15 protein-coding genes are annotated in these 16550 nt (G+C 59.5%); all 15 read right to left on the bottom strand.

The genetic code is table 11. The annotated features are described in order from the left end of the window. Positions 1-81: 81 nt before the first annotated feature. Positions 82-1311: a cell division protein FtsA gene (gene ftsA, locus E8K88_RS07225; protein ID WP_136405976.1), complete on the bottom strand. Its 1230-nt coding sequence runs from the start codon at positions 1309-1311 to the stop codon at positions 82-84. A 50-nt stretch (positions 1312-1361) separates the two neighbouring features. After that, the gene (locus tag E8K88_RS18475) at positions 1362-1619 is read right to left on the bottom strand and encodes a cell division protein FtsQ/DivIB (RefSeq protein WP_276606661.1); all 258 of its coding nucleotides are present in this window, start codon (positions 1617-1619) and stop codon (positions 1362-1364) included. A gap of 34 nt (positions 1620-1653) precedes the next feature. Continuing rightward, positions 1654-2196: a cell division protein FtsQ/DivIB gene (locus tag E8K88_RS18470; RefSeq protein ID WP_476703253.1), complete on the bottom strand. Its 543-nt coding sequence runs from the start codon at positions 2194-2196 to the stop codon at positions 1654-1656. Between the two features lie 32 nt (positions 2197-2228). Further along, positions 2229-3251 carry a D-alanine--D-alanine ligase gene (locus E8K88_RS07215; RefSeq protein ID WP_136405975.1) on the bottom strand — a complete coding sequence of 341 codons (1023 nt, stop codon included), beginning with the start codon at positions 3249-3251 and terminating at the stop codon, positions 2229-2231. Further along, positions 3248-4663 (bottom strand): UDP-N-acetylmuramate--L-alanine ligase, encoded by a 1416-nt coding sequence (gene murC, locus E8K88_RS07210; RefSeq protein WP_136405974.1) that lies wholly within the window; start codon positions 4661-4663, stop codon positions 3248-3250. Before murC ends, E8K88_RS07215 begins: the two co-directional genes overlap by 4 nt. After that, positions 4660-5733: an undecaprenyldiphospho-muramoylpentapeptide beta-N-acetylglucosaminyltransferase gene (gene murG, locus E8K88_RS07205; RefSeq protein WP_136405973.1), complete on the bottom strand. Its 1074-nt coding sequence runs from the start codon at positions 5731-5733 to the stop codon at positions 4660-4662. Before murG ends, murC begins: the two co-directional genes overlap by 4 nt. Next, positions 5730-6998, bottom strand: coding sequence for a putative lipid II flippase FtsW (gene ftsW, locus E8K88_RS07200; protein WP_136405972.1), 1269 nt, complete (start codon positions 6996-6998; stop codon positions 5730-5732). The genes murG and ftsW overlap by 4 nt, the downstream gene beginning before the upstream one ends. Next, positions 6995-8770: a UDP-N-acetylmuramoyl-L-alanine--D-glutamate ligase gene (murD, locus tag E8K88_RS07195; RefSeq protein WP_240754389.1), complete on the bottom strand. Its 1776-nt coding sequence runs from the start codon at positions 8768-8770 to the stop codon at positions 6995-6997. The genes ftsW and murD overlap by 4 nt, the downstream gene beginning before the upstream one ends. Positions 8771-8773: 3 nt before the next feature. Continuing rightward, a complete protein-coding gene (mraY, locus tag E8K88_RS07190; protein WP_136405971.1) occupies positions 8774-9955 on the bottom strand; it encodes a phospho-N-acetylmuramoyl-pentapeptide-transferase in 1182 nt (393 codons plus the stop codon). Then, positions 9952-11367 (bottom strand): UDP-N-acetylmuramoyl-tripeptide--D-alanyl-D-alanine ligase, encoded by a 1416-nt coding sequence (locus E8K88_RS07185; protein ID WP_136406022.1) that lies wholly within the window; start codon positions 11365-11367, stop codon positions 9952-9954. Before E8K88_RS07185 ends, mraY begins: the two co-directional genes overlap by 4 nt. Beyond that, positions 11367-12974, bottom strand: coding sequence for a UDP-N-acetylmuramoyl-L-alanyl-D-glutamate--2,6-diaminopimelate ligase (locus tag E8K88_RS07180; protein WP_136405970.1), 1608 nt, complete (start codon positions 12972-12974; stop codon positions 11367-11369). Before E8K88_RS07180 ends, E8K88_RS07185 begins: the two co-directional genes overlap by 1 nt. Then, the gene (locus tag E8K88_RS07175) at positions 12971-14776 is read right to left on the bottom strand and encodes a peptidoglycan D,D-transpeptidase FtsI family protein (RefSeq protein WP_136405969.1); all 1806 of its coding nucleotides are present in this window, start codon (positions 14774-14776) and stop codon (positions 12971-12973) included. Before E8K88_RS07175 ends, E8K88_RS07180 begins: the two co-directional genes overlap by 4 nt. Continuing rightward, positions 14773-15096, bottom strand: a complete 324-nt coding sequence (gene ftsL / locus E8K88_RS07170) for a cell division protein FtsL (RefSeq protein ID WP_240754388.1) — start codon at positions 15094-15096, stop codon at positions 14773-14775. Before ftsL ends, E8K88_RS07175 begins: the two co-directional genes overlap by 4 nt. Beyond that, on the bottom strand, positions 15093-16043 hold the full coding sequence (gene rsmH / locus E8K88_RS07165) for a 16S rRNA (cytosine(1402)-N(4))-methyltransferase RsmH (RefSeq protein WP_136405967.1): 951 nt from the start codon (positions 16041-16043) through the stop codon (positions 15093-15095). The genes ftsL and rsmH overlap by 4 nt, the downstream gene beginning before the upstream one ends. An 8-nt stretch (positions 16044-16051) precedes the next feature. Next, a complete protein-coding gene (gene mraZ / locus E8K88_RS07160; RefSeq protein WP_136405966.1) occupies positions 16052-16483 on the bottom strand; it encodes a division/cell wall cluster transcriptional repressor MraZ in 432 nt (143 codons plus the stop codon). Positions 16484-16550 lie beyond the last annotated feature (67 nt).

The following is a 16550-nucleotide window of genomic DNA, read 5'->3' as shown; positions in this document are numbered from 1 at the left end:
CTTGTGCCAAGCGCCAACTTCGTCGCTCACGGGTGTCGAAATACCAGGCAATTCTTGTGGTACGAAAGCGCAGATGCATGTTTAAAAGTTCCCCACAATGAAGTCTCGAATCCGCGAAAAAATGTTTTTCACGGGACCACTTTTGGTGGCAACTTTGTAGCCACGCGCACGCTCATGGCGAGCATCTTCGAGCAAGCCCATGACTGTTGCGGCATAAGGCTGGGCCATCATGTCGGCCAATGGACCGGTGTAATGCGGCACGCCTCTGCGCACAGGTTTGAGGAAGATGTCCTCGCCCAATTCGACCATGCCGGGCATCACGCAAGAGCCGCCCGTTAGCACCACGCCCGAGGACAAAATTTCCTCGTAGCCTGACTCACGAATCACTTGCTGCACCAGCGAAAAAATTTCTTCAACACGCGGCTCGATCACGCCTGCCAAAGCTTGCTTGTTGATCAGGCGCGGACCACGATCGCCCAGCCCTGGCACTTCAACCTGGGCGTCGGGGTCGGCCAGCATGGCTTTGGCGCAACCGTTCTCGACCTTGATGTCTTCAGCGTCTTTGGTGGGCGTGCGCAATGCCATCGCGATGTCGCTGGTGATCAGATCACCGGCAATCGGGATCACCGCGGTGTGGCGAATCGCACCACCAGAGAAAATCGAAATATCGGTCGTGCCGGCGCCAATATCGACCAACACCACACCCAGCTCACGCTCATCTTCAGTCAGCACTGACTGGCTCGAAGCCAAGGGGTTGAGCAGCAGTTGCTCAACTTCCAGTCCACAGCGACGCACGCATTTGATGATGTTCTCAGCGGCACTTTGTGCGCCAGTGACGATATGCACTTTGGCTTCCAAACGAATGCCGCTCATGCCAATTGGCTCTTTGACCTCTTGGCCATCAATCACAAATTCTTGCGAGGCCACCAGCAGCAAGCGCTGGTCTGAAGGGATGTTGATGGCTTTGGCGGTATCGAGCACGCGGCTGACATCGATTTGCGTGACTTCCTTGTCCTTGATGGCCACCATGCCACTGGAGTTGAAGCCGCGAATATGGCTGCCGGTAATACCGGTATAGACCCGCGAGATTTTGCAGTCGGCCATCAGCTCGGCTTCGCGCAAGGCTTGCTCAATACTTTGCACCGTGGCCTCGATATTGACGACCACGCCACGTTTCAAGCCATTGCTTGGAGCCACGCCAAAGCCTGCCAGCTTGAGCTGGCCATCAGTTTGCACCTCGGCGACCACTGCCATCACTTTGGCCGTGCCGATGTCCAAACCCACAATGACGTCTCTGAATTCTTTAGCCATTTGCTTCTCTATCCATTCAGTTACTAGCTTTAGTTGATGCCATGACCGCCTTAACGTCTGCGCTGCGCTGGGGTGTTCACCGCCTGGGTGACCACACCACGCAAACGAATGGCGTATCCGTCCCTATGCCTCAAATCAGCATATTCCAATGCCTGCTGCTTAACCCCCAATGGCGCCAAGACCTGCGGCAGAGTTGAAAAAAAGTCCTCCAAACGCGCCCCGACCTCAGGCGGCTGGCCGCCACCGAGCTCCAGGTGAGCGCCATTGGAGAGATACAACTGCCAGTTGCCGCGCGGGGTCAGATACAAGGCCACCGGCTGCATTGCGCTATCTTTTAACTCCTCATGCAAAAAACGGTACATCGCCAGCNCGCGGGGTCAGATACAAGGCCACCGGCTGCATTGCGCTATCTTTTAACTCCTCATGCAAAAAACGGTACATCGCCAGCACCGAGCCCGACTCGCCCTCAGGGCCAGCCAGACGCGGCAAGCTTTCATGTTCGACCTCGCCGCGGTTGGCCTCAAACACCTCACCGAAAGTATTGATCATCGTCGAGGCCTCATCGCCGCCCCATAAGGCCACCGGCACATGCTCTTGCAGGCGCACATCCAGGGTATTTGGAAAAACGCGGCGCAGCTCGGCTTTGCGCACCCAGGGCATTTGCTCAAACACGTCTTGCGTGGTGTTCAAATCCAGGGTGAACAAGTTGCCCTGCAATTGCGGCAGCACATTGGCTTGCAAGCTCACCGAGCTGCTGTGCTGTGGATCGCCGTGCACGACGACCTGTGTGATCGCAAACGCAGGATTGCGCAAAGCCCACACAATCACAGCTGCACACACCAGCACAAAGACGCCTGAGAAGGCCAGCGAAGCGGTGGCATTCATCAAGCGTACATCGACTGGCTGTGTGTTTTGGCTCATACGCAACCCGCCTGCTTGTCTGCGGCAGCGGCCGCCACAAATGCCGCGCTGTCGCAGCGCGCGGCCGCCAGAATATGCAGGCACAAATCTTCGTAAGACATGCCGCTGGCACGCGCGGCCATCGGCACCAGTGAGTGACCGGTCATGCCCGGCGAGGTGTTGATCTCCAGCAAAAACGGTTTGCCATCGCTGTGGCGAATCAACACATCCGCTCTGGCCCAACCACGGCAATGCAAGGAGTCATAAGCTGCCAGGCACATCTGCTGAATCTGCGCCTCCAGCGCAGCATCCAAGCCGCTCGGGCAAAAGTACTGGGTGTCGTCGCCGTAGTATTTGTTATGAAAATCGTAATTACCGCCCGGTGCGACGATGCGGATCACTGGCAGGGCTTGCGCAGTGCCGCCCACATCCAGCAAAGCGCAGGTGGTTTCCTGGCCGTCAATGAACTGCTCACACAGCACCTCGTCATCGTATTTGGCTGCCAGTGCATACGCTTGGGCGCATTGCTCTGGCGTCGTGACCTTGGTCAGGCCCAGCGTTGAGCCTTCTCGGGCGGGCTTGACAATCATGGGCGCGCCCAAGGTCGTCAAAGCCTCCGCCACCGCTTCAGGCGAATTCACCAAAGCCCAGGCCGGCGTTGCCAGCCCATCGCCATGCCATAAGCGCTTGGTCACGACTTTATCCATCGCCATGGCTGACGCCATCACACCAGGACCGGTATAGGGAATATGCAAGAGCTCCAAGAACCCCTGGATCGAGCCGTCTTCACCACCTCGGCCATGCAAGGCGATAAAGCAGCGGTCATAGCCTTCGGTCTTCAAATCCCACAGCGGTTTGGTGCCGGTGTCGAACGCATGGGCGTCCACACCACGCGAGCGCAGTGCTTGCAATACGCCCTCACCGGACATCAGCGATACCTCGCGCTCAGCCGAGGTGCCACCAAACAGCACGGCGACCTTGCCCAAAGCGGCCACGTCGATGGCGGCGTTGGCTGCGGGGTTGATTGTTTGCGCGCTCATGCGGCCTGCTCCTGTTTGTTCAATTGCTGCGCCAATGCGGCAGCTTGCGCGCCGATACTGCCGGCGCCCATCAAAATCACGACGTCGCCGTCTTTTACGGTTGCCTCAATGGTTGCGCCCAACTGGCCAACCTCTTCAACAAACACCGGCTCGACCTTGCCTGCGACACGGATCGCGCGCACCAGAGCACGCCCATCGGCGGCCACAATCGGCGCCTCTCCAGCCGCATACACCTCGGTCAGCAACACGCCATCGGCCGTGCCCAGCACCTGGACAAAATCCTCAAAACAATCGCGGGTGCGCGAATAGCGGTGCGGCTGGAAAGCCACGACCAAGCGGCGTCCAACAAAGGCGCCGCGGGCTGCCGCCAGCGTCGCAGCCATTTCTACCGGGTGGTGGCCGTAGTCTTCAATCAATGTAAAGCGGTGGCCGTTGCTGGCCAGCAAATCGCCATGGCGCTGAAAGCGCCGGCCCACCCCCTTGAACTGCTCCAGCGCACGCACGACCGACGCGTCATCAATACCCAGCTCAACCGCAATCGCAATCGCAGCCAGGGCATTGAGCACGTTGTGGTTGCCAGGCAGATTCAAGGTCACCTGCAGATCAGGCAAGGTGATGCCATTGCTGCGTTTGACTGTGAAGTGCATGCGGCCTTGGTCGGCACGTACATCGACAGCGCGCACTTGCGCGCCTTCGACAAAGCCGTAGGTCGTGACCGGGCAGCTCAGACGCGGCATGATCTCGCGCACGCCTTCGTTCTCCAGGCACAAAACAGCTGCGCCATAGAACGGCATGCGGTGTAAAAAATCCACAAAGGCCTGGCGCAGACGCTCGATGTCATGGCCATAGGTTTCCATGTGGTCGGCATCGATGTTGGTGACAATCGACATGACCGGCATCAAGTTCAAGAACGAGGCGTCGGACTCGTCGGCCTCAACCACGATGTACTCGCCACTGCCCAGCTTGGCATTGGCGCCAGCGCTATTGAGCCTGCCACCAATCACAAAGGTCGGGTCCAGACCGGCTTCTGCCAACACACTGGTGACCAGGCTGGTCGTGGTGGTTTTGCCGTGCGTGCCGGCCACCGCAATGCCTTTGCGGTCGCGCATCAACTCGGCCAGCATGGTCGCGCGTGGCACGACCGGGATTTTGCGTGCTCGTGCGGCCAGCACTTCAGGGTTATCCGCTTGTACGGCTGTCGAGGTCACAACCGCATCGACCTGGGCTACATGCGCAGCGCTGTGGCCAACAAAGGTCTCAATGCCCAAGCTGCCCAAATGGCGCAGTGTCGCACTGTCTTGCAAATCCGAGCCAGAAATCGTGTAACCCTGGTTGTGCAAGACCTCGGCAATGCCGCTCATGCCTGCACCACCAATGCCGACAAAATGGATACGGTGAATGGCGTGTTTCATGCCGCAACCTCCTCACAGGCAGCGAGCATCTGCACCACTGCGTCGGTTTTGGCCAAGTGCAATGCCTTCTCAGCGCGCTCTTCCAACTGGCGGCGATCGAGCTGCTCCAAGAACGCGGCCAAACTCGCAGCACTCATGCTGCTTTGCGGCATCAACCAGGCCGCGTCGTGCGCCACCAGGTAGTTGGCGTTCACAGTCTGGTGGTCGTCGACCGCATGCGGGAACGGCACAAAACAGGCCGCCGCGCCAACGGCGGCAATCTCGGTGACGGTGCTGGCGCCTGCTCGGCACAGCACCAGATCGGCCTCTGCATAGGCAGTGGCGGTGTTATCAATGAATGGAGTCAATTGGGCCTCTACTTGGGCGCTGGCATAGTTCGCTTGCAGCGCCTCCATTTGTTTTTCGCCGCTCTGGTGCAACACCACAGGTCTGCGCTCTGGCGGAATCAAAGCCAAGGCTTGCGGCACGATGGTATTGAGGGCTTGCGCCCCCAAGCTGCCACCAATGACCAGCAAATGCAATGGCCCTTGTCGACTTGCAAACCGCACGGTTGGCAAGGCTTGTTCGGTAAATTCGGTGCGCAGCGGATTGCCTACCCATTGGCCGCGGCGCAAAGCGCCGGGAAAGGCCGTAAACACGCGGCGCGACACATACGACAGCAGCTTGTTGGCCATGCCTGGCAAGGCATTTTGCTCGTGCAGGAATAACGGCACACCGCAGCTGACGGCGGCCAAACCGCCTGGAGCGCTGATGTAGCCGCCAAAGCCCAGCACAACTTGTGGCTTGAGCTCACGCACGATGCGGCGTGCCTGCCACCAGGCACTGATCAGGCGTGCAGGCAGCAAGGCCAGGGTTTTCAAACCCTTGCCGCGCACGCCGGAAAACGCCACGGTGCGCAATTCAAAACCATGCGCTGGCACCAGCCGGTGCTCCATGCCGGTCTGGCCACCGAGCCAGACCACACGCCAGCCAGCCGCTTGCAGGGCTTTGGCCATTGCAATGCCGGGGAAGATATGCCCGCCGGTGCCACCAGCCATGATCAGGGCGGTTTTTTGCAGTGTTTGACTCATACCTGCCGCCCCCTCATTAAGATGCGATTTTCATAATCGACACGCAGCACCACCGCCATTGCCACCAGATTCAGCAGCACCCCAGAGCCACCAAAGCTCATCAACGGCAAGGTCAAGCCTTTGGTTGGCAACGCGCCCAGGTTCACGCCAATATTGATCACGGCCTGAAAGCCAATCCACAAAGCGATGCCTTGCGCCACCAGACCGGAGAAGATGCGGTCCAGCGCGACGGCCTGGCGGCCGATCACCATGATGCGGCGCGTCAGCCAGAAAAACACCGCAATCAACAACAACACGCCAATCAGACCGAACTCTTCACCAATCACGGCCAAGATAAAGTCGGTATGGGCTTCGGGCAGCCAATGGAGTTTTTCCACACTGGCGCCCAGTCCTACGCCGGATACTTCGCCGCGCCCAATCGCAATCAAGGAATGGGTCAGCTGGTAACCCCGGCCCAAACGGTGCTCTTCCGACCACGGATCAAGGTAGGCAAAGATCCGGTCACGCCGCCAAGGCGAAGACCAGATGATGAACATGAAGGACACGCCCAGCACCACCAGCATGATCAGGAAGCCGCGGATATTGACGCCGCCCAGGAACAAAATGCCGACCGCAATCACTGCGATCACGACGAACGCGCCCATGTCAGGCTCGGCCAGTAGCAAAAAGCCAATCAAGCCGACAGCAAAACCAATCGGCACGACGGCACGGAAGAATTTCTCGCGCACATCCATGCGCCGCACCATGTAATCGGCGGCATAAATCACCACCGTCAGTTTGGCCAGCTCGGATGGCTGGAAGCTCATCAAGCCTAGTGGCAGCCAGCGCCTGGCACCGTTGACCGAGATGCCAATGCCAGGAATCAGCACGGCAATCAGCAATCCAATCGTGCCCAGCAGCAACCAAATGGCGTTGTTGCGCCACACATCCATCGGAATTTGCGAGACTGCCACCGCCGCGACAAACGCCACGGCAATCGAGATCACGTGGCGTATCAAAAAGAATTCGTTGCTGATGCCACCAAAGCGCGGGTTGTCGCCCAGCGCAATCGAGGCCGAGTAAACCATCACCACACTCCAAGCCAGAATCGCCAGCAACACCCCGAGCAAAGTCTGGTCGATGTCTTGCACCGCAGTCGGTGCCGACGAGGTCTTGTAGCGGTATTCAAGACCGGCAGAGCGCACTGGCAAGTCCAGCACTTCCTCTTTGCGGCGCCACAGACGGCTCCACAGTCCGGGTTTGGAGTTCGGGGAGGCCATGCTCATGCCCAGCTCTCCAATTCATGGCCGGCATCCAGCGCCAAATTGCGCACGCTGTCGACAAACACTGCAGCACGGTGCTCGTAGTTGCGGAACATATCCAAGCTTGCACAAGCTGGCGACATCAGCACCGCATCGCCCTCTTGGGCCAGGTCGGCCGCTTGCACGACCGCATCTGGCAACGACTCGGCTTGCACCATGGGCACTTGCGCAGCAGCCAGTGCCTGTGCAATCACGGGGCCATCGCGGCCAATCAAGACCACAGCTCTTGCAGCCAAGCGCACCGGCTCGAGCAAAGGCGAGAAATCCTGGCCTTTGCCAACACCGCCCAAAATCACCACCAATTTGCGGTGCCCAGCCAGGCCACGCAGCGCCGCTTCGGTTGCGCCCACATTCGTGCCTTTGCTGTCATCGATGTATTCCACCCCGGCCACCGTGCCAATGCTTTGCACACGGTGCGGCTCGCCTCGGTATTCACGCAAACCGTGCAGCATCGCCGCCAAGCCAGCGCCGGTGCTGCTGGCCAAGGCCAGTGCAGCCAAGGCATTGCTGACATTGTGGCGGCCACGGATGCGCATCGCGTCCGCTGGCATCAAACGCTGCAAGAACCATTCTTGCGGCTGGGCCTTGCGGCCACGCACTGGTTTGCTGGCATTGGCCTCATCGCCCAAGGCCCGTGCCAACCAAGGCATGCCATTGACGACTTCAACACCCCAGTCGCCGGCCTGCTCTGGCAACTCCAGACCAAACCGCACGATGCTGCGCTCAGGCACGGTCTGTTTGCTGCCACGGCCTGTTTTGACCGGACTGGCTTTGGCCAGCACCTGGGGCACATAGGCAACGGTCGCTGCGTCATCGCGGTTCAAGACGATCGTGGCTTGCGTGCCATAAATCTTGGCCTTGGCTTGCACATAAGCCGCTTCGCTGCCGTGCCAGTCCAAGTGGTCCTGGCTGATATTCAAAATCACTGCGGCGCTGGACTCAAAGCCGCTGGAGTATTCGAGCTGGAAGCTCGACAACTCCAGCACCCAAGCTTGTGGCATCGCTTGCACGAAGGCACTGACAGGCACCGCGTCTGGCACAACCGGCGCAGCATCCCCCTCGGCATCGAACGCCGGCGTTGGATCGGCGGGCGCGGCCTCGCCCTGCTCTGTGCTGGCCACTTCTGCCAGCTGCTCGTCAGCCACAGACGCAACTGGCAAGTCCGCAGTTTGTGCATGTGCTTGCGCCACTGTATCGGCTTGTCTGGCCTCTGCAATGGCCTGACTCAAGGTATCGAGCAGTGAAGGGCCAATATTGCCAGCAATGGCCACGCGCATACCACCCCGACTGAGCAATTGTCCAGTCAGCGAGGTCACGGTGGTTTTGCCATTTGTGCCGGTAATGGCCAGCACATGCGGTGCATAGCCATGCTCCTGCTGCAATTGGCGCAGCGACTGCGAAAAGAGATCGAGCTCACCGCCAAAGAATACGCCAGCTTGGGCCGCGGCCGTGCGCACCGGCGCAACCTCAGCCAGCGCCAGCCCCGGTGAGCAATACACTGCGGCTACATCGACATGGTTTAGCGCATTGCAGATCAGGGAAGCTGACAGCGGCTGACCAAACACGCACTCAGCCCCTGGCAGCTCGGCCTGCAAGGCAGCGGCGTGAGGTGGCTGCTCGCGCGTGTCGGCCACGCGTACACGCATGCCTTGGCTGGCACACCAACGCGCCATCGCCAGCCCGGAAATACCCAGACCGAGGACCAGTGCCAAAGGGGAAGAAGCTGCGCTGCTCATGGCTTACCTCAGCTTCAAGGTCGACAGACCAATCAGGCACAAGAACATCGTGATGATCCAGAAACGGACCACCACCTGGGTTTCGCGCCAGCCTTTTTTCTCAAAATGGTGGTGCAAGGGCGCCATCAGGAACAGGCGGCGGCCTTCGCCATAGCGGCGGCGTGTGTACTTGAACCAGGTCACTTGCAGCATCACCGAGACCGCTTCAGCAACGAAAATACCGCCCATGATGGCCAGCACCAGCTCTTGGCGCACGATCACGGCAATCGTGCCTAATGCGCCACCCAGCGCCAAAGCACCAACATCGCCCATGAACACCTGCGCCGGGTGCGCGTTGAACCACAAAAACGCCAACCCCGCACCTGCCATGGCCGCGCAAAATACCAGCAATTCGCCAGTGCCGGGAATGTGCTGGAACAGCAAATAACGCGAATACACAGCGTTGCCGGTCACGTAGGCGAAGATGCCCAGCGCCGAGCCAACCATCACCACCGGCATGATGGCCAGGCCATCGAGCCCGTCGGTGAAGTTCACTGCATTCGAGGAGCCAACAATCACCAAAAAGGTCAGGATCACAAAGCCCAACACACCCAAGGGATAGGCGACGTTCTTGAAGAATGGCACGGTCAACTGGGTGTTGAGTGGCGTCTCAGGCGAGAAGCCAGAACGCACCCAATCGCCAAACAAGGCCAGCACGCGCCAGTTGTCCACTTCGGAAATACTGAAAGCCAGATAGAGCGCCGCCACCAGGCCAATGATGGTTTGCAGCATGAACTTCTGGCGTGATGGCATGCCTTCCGGGTCTTTGTTGACCACTTTGCGCCAGTCATCGGCCCAGCCAATAGCGCCAAAGCCCAGAGTCACAAGCAGCACAATCCACACAAAGCGGTTACTCAAATCGGCCCACAGCAAGGTCGAGATCGCAATCGAGATCAGGATCAGCACGCCGCCCATCGTGGGCGTGCCGCTTTTGGCCAAGTGGGTTTGCACGCCATACTCGCGCACCGGTTGGCCAATTTTGAGCGAGACCAAATAGCGAATCACCTTGGGCCCGGCGACCCAGCCAATCACCAAGGCCGTCATCGCCCCCATCACCGCGCGCATCGTCAGATACTGGAAAACACGCAAAAAACCCAAATCCTCAGGATCGAGCGAGACCAGCCATTGAGAGAGCCACAGCATCATGCCAGTGCCCTCCCAGAGCTTGCGCCTTCTATTTGTAAAATGTGCTGCACCGCACGCTCCATAGCCATAAAACGAGATCCCTTAATCACCATGCTCGCCACAAAGTGCGCATGGGTTTGCGCGGCCTGACACAGTGCCTCCATCGATTCAAAATGCTGCGCCGCGCTGCCAAACGCCGCACTGGCGTGGCCCGCTTGCGCGCCCAGGGTCCACAAGGCATCAATGCCTTTGGCCTTGGCATACTCACCCACCTCCTGGTGGAACTGCGGGCCTTGGTCGCCTACTTCGCCCATATCGCCCAGCACCAGGCAACGCGGCGCAGCCAGCTCAGCGAGCACATCAATGGCCGCGCGCACCGAGTCGGGGTTGGCGTTGTAAGTGTCATCAATCAACAATTGGCGTGTGCCATCGTCGTGCACAACGGTATGCACAACGCCACGGCCTTTAACGGGGCGAAAGTCGCCAATACCCTGGGCAATCGCGGCAGTGGCAATGCCTGCGGCATGCGCCGCCGCCGCCGCTGCCATCGCGTTGCGCAGATTGTGGCGGCCCAGCATATGCAATTGCATAGGCAGGCGTTGGCCATCGATGGCCAACTCCAACTCCCACGCCCCTTGCAGATCAGACCACTGGGCCCGCGCCAGATGCACAGCGGCATCACGCTGGCCAGCGAACTCCAGACTGCGCACTGGTGCGGCCAAGGTCTGCCAAACGGCTGTATAGGCATCGTCGGCTGGGTACACCGCCACGCCTTGCGCGGGCAAGGCCTCAATCACCGCGCCGTTTTCACGGGCGACGGCCTCAACGGTGTGCATGAATTCCTGGTGCTCGCGCTGGGCATTGTTGACCAGGGCCACGCTCGGCTGGGCGACTTGGGCCAATGTGGCAATCTCGCCAGGGTGGTTCATGCCCAGCTCAAACACCGCCGCCTGGTGGTGCGCGCGCAACCGCAGCACCATCAAAGGCACGCCAATGTCGTTGTTCAGATTGCCTTGGGTTGCCAAGGCACGCTCGCCAAAAGCAGCCCGCAACACGGCAGCCAGCATTTGCGTGACGGTTGTTTTGCCATTGCTGCCGGTCACCGCAATGACCGGAATATCGAAGCGTTTGCGCCACTGCGCCGCCAAGGCCAACAGCGCCTGATGCGGGTCGGTCACTTCAATGCAGGTCAAACCTGGCACACTACGGCCATGCTGCACGATCGCCGCGCAGCCGCCCACGGCGTGCACCTGCGGCAAAAATTCATGCGCATCGAAACGCTCACCGCGCAAGGCCACAAACAGATCGCCAACGGCGAGGCTGCGGCTGTCGGTGTGCACACGTTGCAATGGCAGCGCGCCGTCGCCTTGCAGGCGAATTTCCTCCAGGCCTGCTGCATGCAACAGGTCCAGTGCTTGTTGTGCGGTCATCATCATGCCGACACCTCTTTATTCTGGAGACGTTTGAGCGCCACGGCCACACGTTGCGCCAGCGCGTCTTGCGCTTGATGGACATCGGAGAACGGGTGCTGCACGCCTTTGATTTCTTGGTATGGCTCGTGCCCTTTGCCAGCCAGCAGCAGCACATCACCGGGCTGTGCTTGCGCAACAGCAGCATGAATCGCTGCCGATCGGTCTGGCTCGACAAGGGCTTGACTGCGCTGGGCCTGCGTCAGGCCTTGCACAATCTGCGCAATGATGTGTTCTGGCTTCTCACTGCGCGGGTTGTCGCTGGTGATCCAGACCTTGTCCGCATGCTGGGCTGCGGCCATCGCCATCAACGCACGCTTACTGCTGTCACGGTCGCCGCCACAACCAAACACCACTTGTAATTGACCATGGCGTTGTTCGGCCACTGGGCGCAAGGCCTGCAGGGCCGCGCGCAAGGCATCTGGCGTGTGGGCGTAATCAACCACGACCAAAGGCAGTGCCCCAGCCGCTTCGTCTGCAACCGGCACGACCTGCATGCGCCCTGCGACTGCGGGCAAGTGCAGCACTAACTGTGCAGCATCCGCCAGCGAATACCCCAAAGCCCGCAATGCGGCCACCACGGCCAGTGCATTTTGAACGTTGTACAAGCCCACCACAGGGGCTTGTACCGCTTGCGCTGCAAGAACCTCACGCGGCAAGCCGGCTGGTGTGTGCGCAGCGGCGTATTCCGTGACTGTAAAACTGGCCAAGCCCGCGGCAAAGTTCAGTGCCGACGCTTCCAGTCGTGCCAAAGCAGCAGGCAGGCCTGGGGCTTGCACCGCAAAAGTCCACAACTGCAAGTCTGCGCGCTGCTGCAAGTCGTGCGCGAGCGCAGCGCCAAATGCATCTTGTACATTCACCACTGCCGAAGACAGGCCCGGCCAGTCAAACAGCATGCGCTTAGCCTGCCCATAGGCCTGCATTGTGCCGTGGTAGTCCAGATGGTCCTGGCTCAGGTTGGTGAACACCGCCAAGTCAATCGCCGCTCCGTCCAAACGCCCTTGGTCCAAGCCAATCGAGGACGCTTCTACTGCGCAAGCTTGCACGCCTTGCTGCTGCATATCGCGCAGCGATTGCTGCAATTGCACGGCCTCTGGCGAAGTCAGCCCCGAGGCCTTGACCTGATGGCCGACGCCAATGCCCAAGGTGCCCACATAGCCGCACAGCTTGCCCGCTTGACTGAGCGCATGCGCGAGCCACCAGGCCACTGTCGTTTTGCCATTCGTGCCGGTAATTGCTGCCAACTGCATGGCTTGGCTAGGCTGGCCATACCAGCGCGAGGCGATCGCACCACTGGCGCGGTACAAACCTTCGAACGTTGCAATCGCAGCGCCTGCGGGCTGCGTGTCTGGCACAGGCTGGCCAGCCTGGCCTTCCATCACCACTGCCACTGCGCCAGCTTGTAATGCGGTGTCGATATGCGCGCGGCCATCTCCCGCGTGTCCTGGCCAAGCCAGGAACACATCGCCAGGCGCAATCCTGCGGCTGTCGCTGCGCAGCACCGCTCCTGCCTGGGCATGTTGCTGCAACCAAGCGATCACCGCGTCGACGGTCTGCAAGTGCACGCTCATTGCAGCACCTCTTCATCCACCACTGAGGCGATGATTTGCGGTTTCACATCCATGTCTGGCTGCACGCCAAGCAAACGCAAGGTTTGCTGCGCCACCAGACTGAACACGGGTGCTGCCACTGCGCCGCCGTAGTAGGCACCGGCGCTGGGTTCATCGATCATGACCGCGACAATAATGCGTGGGTTGTCTATCGGGGCCATGCCTACATACCATGAGCGGTACTTATTGGCTGCATAGGTTCGCCCCACTTGCTTGCGTGCCGTACCCGACTTGCCGCCGACCGAATAACCAACGGTTTGCGCGCGCTGGCCAGAGCCGCCAGGCGCCGCTGCCAATTGCAGCATGCGCTGCACCGCCTTGGCGGTTTTTGGCGTGAAAATCTGCACCCCATTGGGAGGGGCTTCTCGTTTGAGCAAGGTTGCTGGCAGCAACACGCCATCGTTTGCAAACACGGTGTAGGAGCGCGCCATTTGCAGCAAGCTGGCCGACAAACCATAGCCGTAAGACATGGTGGCTTTTTCAACTGGTCGCCAGGTTTTCCAAGCCCGCAAGCTGCCACTGGCCACGCCCGGAAAACCAATTTGCGGACGCTCGCCAAAGCCAATGGCCGAGTACACGTCCCACATATAACTGGACTCCATGCGTTCGGCCAATTTGGTGGAGCCAACGTTGCTGGATTTTTGGATGATGCCTTCAACCGTCAGCACACCGAAATTCTTCACATCGGACAGACGCGCGCCGGTCACGATGGTGTAGCCGGGACTGGTATTGATCTGGGTTTGGGGTGTGGCCACACCCGCATCCAAGGCCATTGCGACAGTAAACGGCTTCATCACCGAGCCAGGTTCGAACACGTCGGTTAATGCGCGGTTGCGCAATTGCTCACCGGTGAGGCGACTGCGCTCGGCAGGATCGTAAGTGGGGTAATTGGCCAGCGCCAGCACTTCGCCAGTTCGGGCATCGAGCACCACGACGCTGCCCGCTTTGGCTTTTTGCAGTGCCACTTGCTCGGCCAGTTTCTGGTTGGCGAAAAACTGTACTTTGCTGTCGATGGACAACTGCACGTCCGCGCCATCCACCGGAGGAACCATGTCGCCAACGCTCTCAACAATTTGCCCCAAGCGGTTGCGAATCACGCGGCGCGAGCCAGCCACGCCGCCGAGCTTGTCGTTATAGGCCAGCTCAATGCCTTCCTGACCCTGGTCTTCCACATTGGTAAAGCCCACAATGTGGGCTGCTGCTTCGCCTTCAGGGTATTGGCGTTTGTATTCCTTACGCTGATGCACGCCGGGAATTTTGAGGGCCGCAATTTCCTGGCCCACTTCCCAGTCCACTTGACGCCTGAGCCAGACAAAGGTTTTTTCTTCGTCGGCCAAGCGCCTGATCACATCCTGCTCTGGCATATTCAAAAGCCGTGCCAGTTGCTGCAACTTGGCATGCACCTCAGGATCGTCTTGTTTGACGTCTTCAGGGATCGCCCAGATACTGGCAGCCGGAATACTGGAGGCCAGGATCAAGCCATTGCGGTCGATGATTTTGCCGCGGTTGGCCGGCAATTCCAGCGTGCGGGCATAACGGGCCTCGCCTTCGCGCTGAAAAAAATCATTGGCAAACACCTGCACATAGGCGGCTCTGGCCAGCATGCCCAAGAACACCACGGCCAGCACCACCACCACAAAGCGGCTGCGCCCAACGGGCGCCTTGCTGGCCAGCAGTGGGCTGCTGGTATAGGCTACAGGCCGACTTGAAGGCTGCGCCTGCTTGTGCGGCTGTGGTTTTGGTGTTTGTTGCTGATCGCTCATGGCTCAGCCCCTTCGTCTTCCTGCGCACGGTTTAGCTCTTCTGCCAGCAGGCGCGCACTGCGCCCGGCTGGCTCATGCACATAGCGTGTTGTGGGCGGCGTGGCCGGCCCCATTTGCAGCTCGGTACGGGCAAAGCCCTCCACCCTCGAGGCAGCCGCCTGCGCCCGCACAGCCACTTTCAGCGTATCAGCGTCGGTCTCTAGTTGGCGTGTCAGGCGGATTTGCTGATCCAACTCGGAGTACAGCAAGCGCGAGTCATAGCGCACATGCACCAAGGCCAGCGCCGACAGAACAACCAGTACCAGAAGCAATATATTCAAACGGATGACCATGGCACCTCCGTTCTCACGGCCACGCGCATGATGGCACTGCGCGCGCGCGGATTCGCGGCCACTTCTGCCTGGCTGGGCTTGATGCGCGCCTCGGCACGCAATGGCAGCGGCTTATCAGCTGCCATGGGATTTTTGCGGTCATAGACCTGTTTGGAGTGCCGCTCAATGAAGCGCTTGACAATCCGATCTTCGAGCGAGTGAAAGCTGATCACAGCCAGACGACCGCCTGGCCTGAGCACCTTCAAACTCGCCTCTAACGCTTGCTCGAGCTCTTGAAGCTCTGCGTTGATGAAAATCCGTAAAGCCTGAAAGGTCCGCGTCGCAGGATTTTTACCCGCCTCGCGGCTCTTGACGGCGCCAGCCACGAGTGCGGCAAGCTCTGCAGTCCCAAGGATGGGACCCCGTTCCTCTCGGCGAGCGACAATCGCCTTTGCAATACCGCCAGCAAACCGTTCTTCCCCGTATTCACGTATCACCTCCGCAATCTCGCCCATTTCGGCGAATTCCAACCACTGCGCCACCGTTTGACCACGGGTGGAGTCCATGCGCATATCCAGTGGGCCATCCATCTGGAAACTAAAACCCCGACTTGCATCGTCGATTTGGGGTGAACTCACACCCAAATCCAATAGCAAGCCATCGACACTGGCCTCATCGAGATCAGATAAATGGGCAAACCCCTGGTGGCGAATCTGCACGCGCGCATCGCCCAGCGCCTGCGCAACAGCAATCGCCTCAGGGTCTTTGTCAAAAACGGTCAAGGTGTCGCTCGCGGCCATGCGCGAGAGAATCAAACGGCTATGGCCGCCACGGCCAAAAGTGCCATCAACCCAGTGGCGCCCTGGTGCGCCCTGTTCTTCGTTGGCCTGCGCCAGCAGGGCATCAACGGCCTCATCCAATAAAACCGTGGTGTGTTGAAAGTTGGCTGTTTCCATACATTGCCTTAGAAGGTGAAATCCTTAAGGGCATCTGGCATGCCCTGGACCAAGGCTGCAGCCTCTTTCTCGTCGTATGTGGTTTTGTCCCACAATTCAAAATGGTTGCCCATGCCAATCAGCTTGGCCTCTTTCGTCAAGGCCGCCGCCTCTCGCAGCTCAGGGGCAATCAAAACCCGTCCAGTGCCATCCATATCCACATCCATGGCATTGCCGACCAGAATTCGCTTCCACCACTTGGCAGACTCGGGCAAGGCCAGCACTTTGTCGCGGTACTTCTCCCACTCCGCTCGGGGAAACACCATCAAGCAACCTTCCGGGTGGCGAGTCACAGTCAGGCGCCCTTCAAACTGCCCCGTCAAAACGTCACGATGCCGAGTCGGCACTGACAGCCGCCCCTTTGCATCCAGACTCAATGACGAAACCCCTTGAAAAAGCATGGCTTTGAGCACCTACAAGACGTTAATCTCGAAATCATCCCAAAAATTGCACGATCTACCACTTTAT

The sequence above is a fragment of the Lampropedia aestuarii genome (genome assembly GCF_004803635.1).
Classification (GTDB): Bacteria; Pseudomonadota; Gammaproteobacteria; order Burkholderiales; family Burkholderiaceae_C; genus Lampropedia; species Lampropedia aestuarii.
This window is presented reverse-complemented; position numbering and strand designations above follow the sequence as displayed.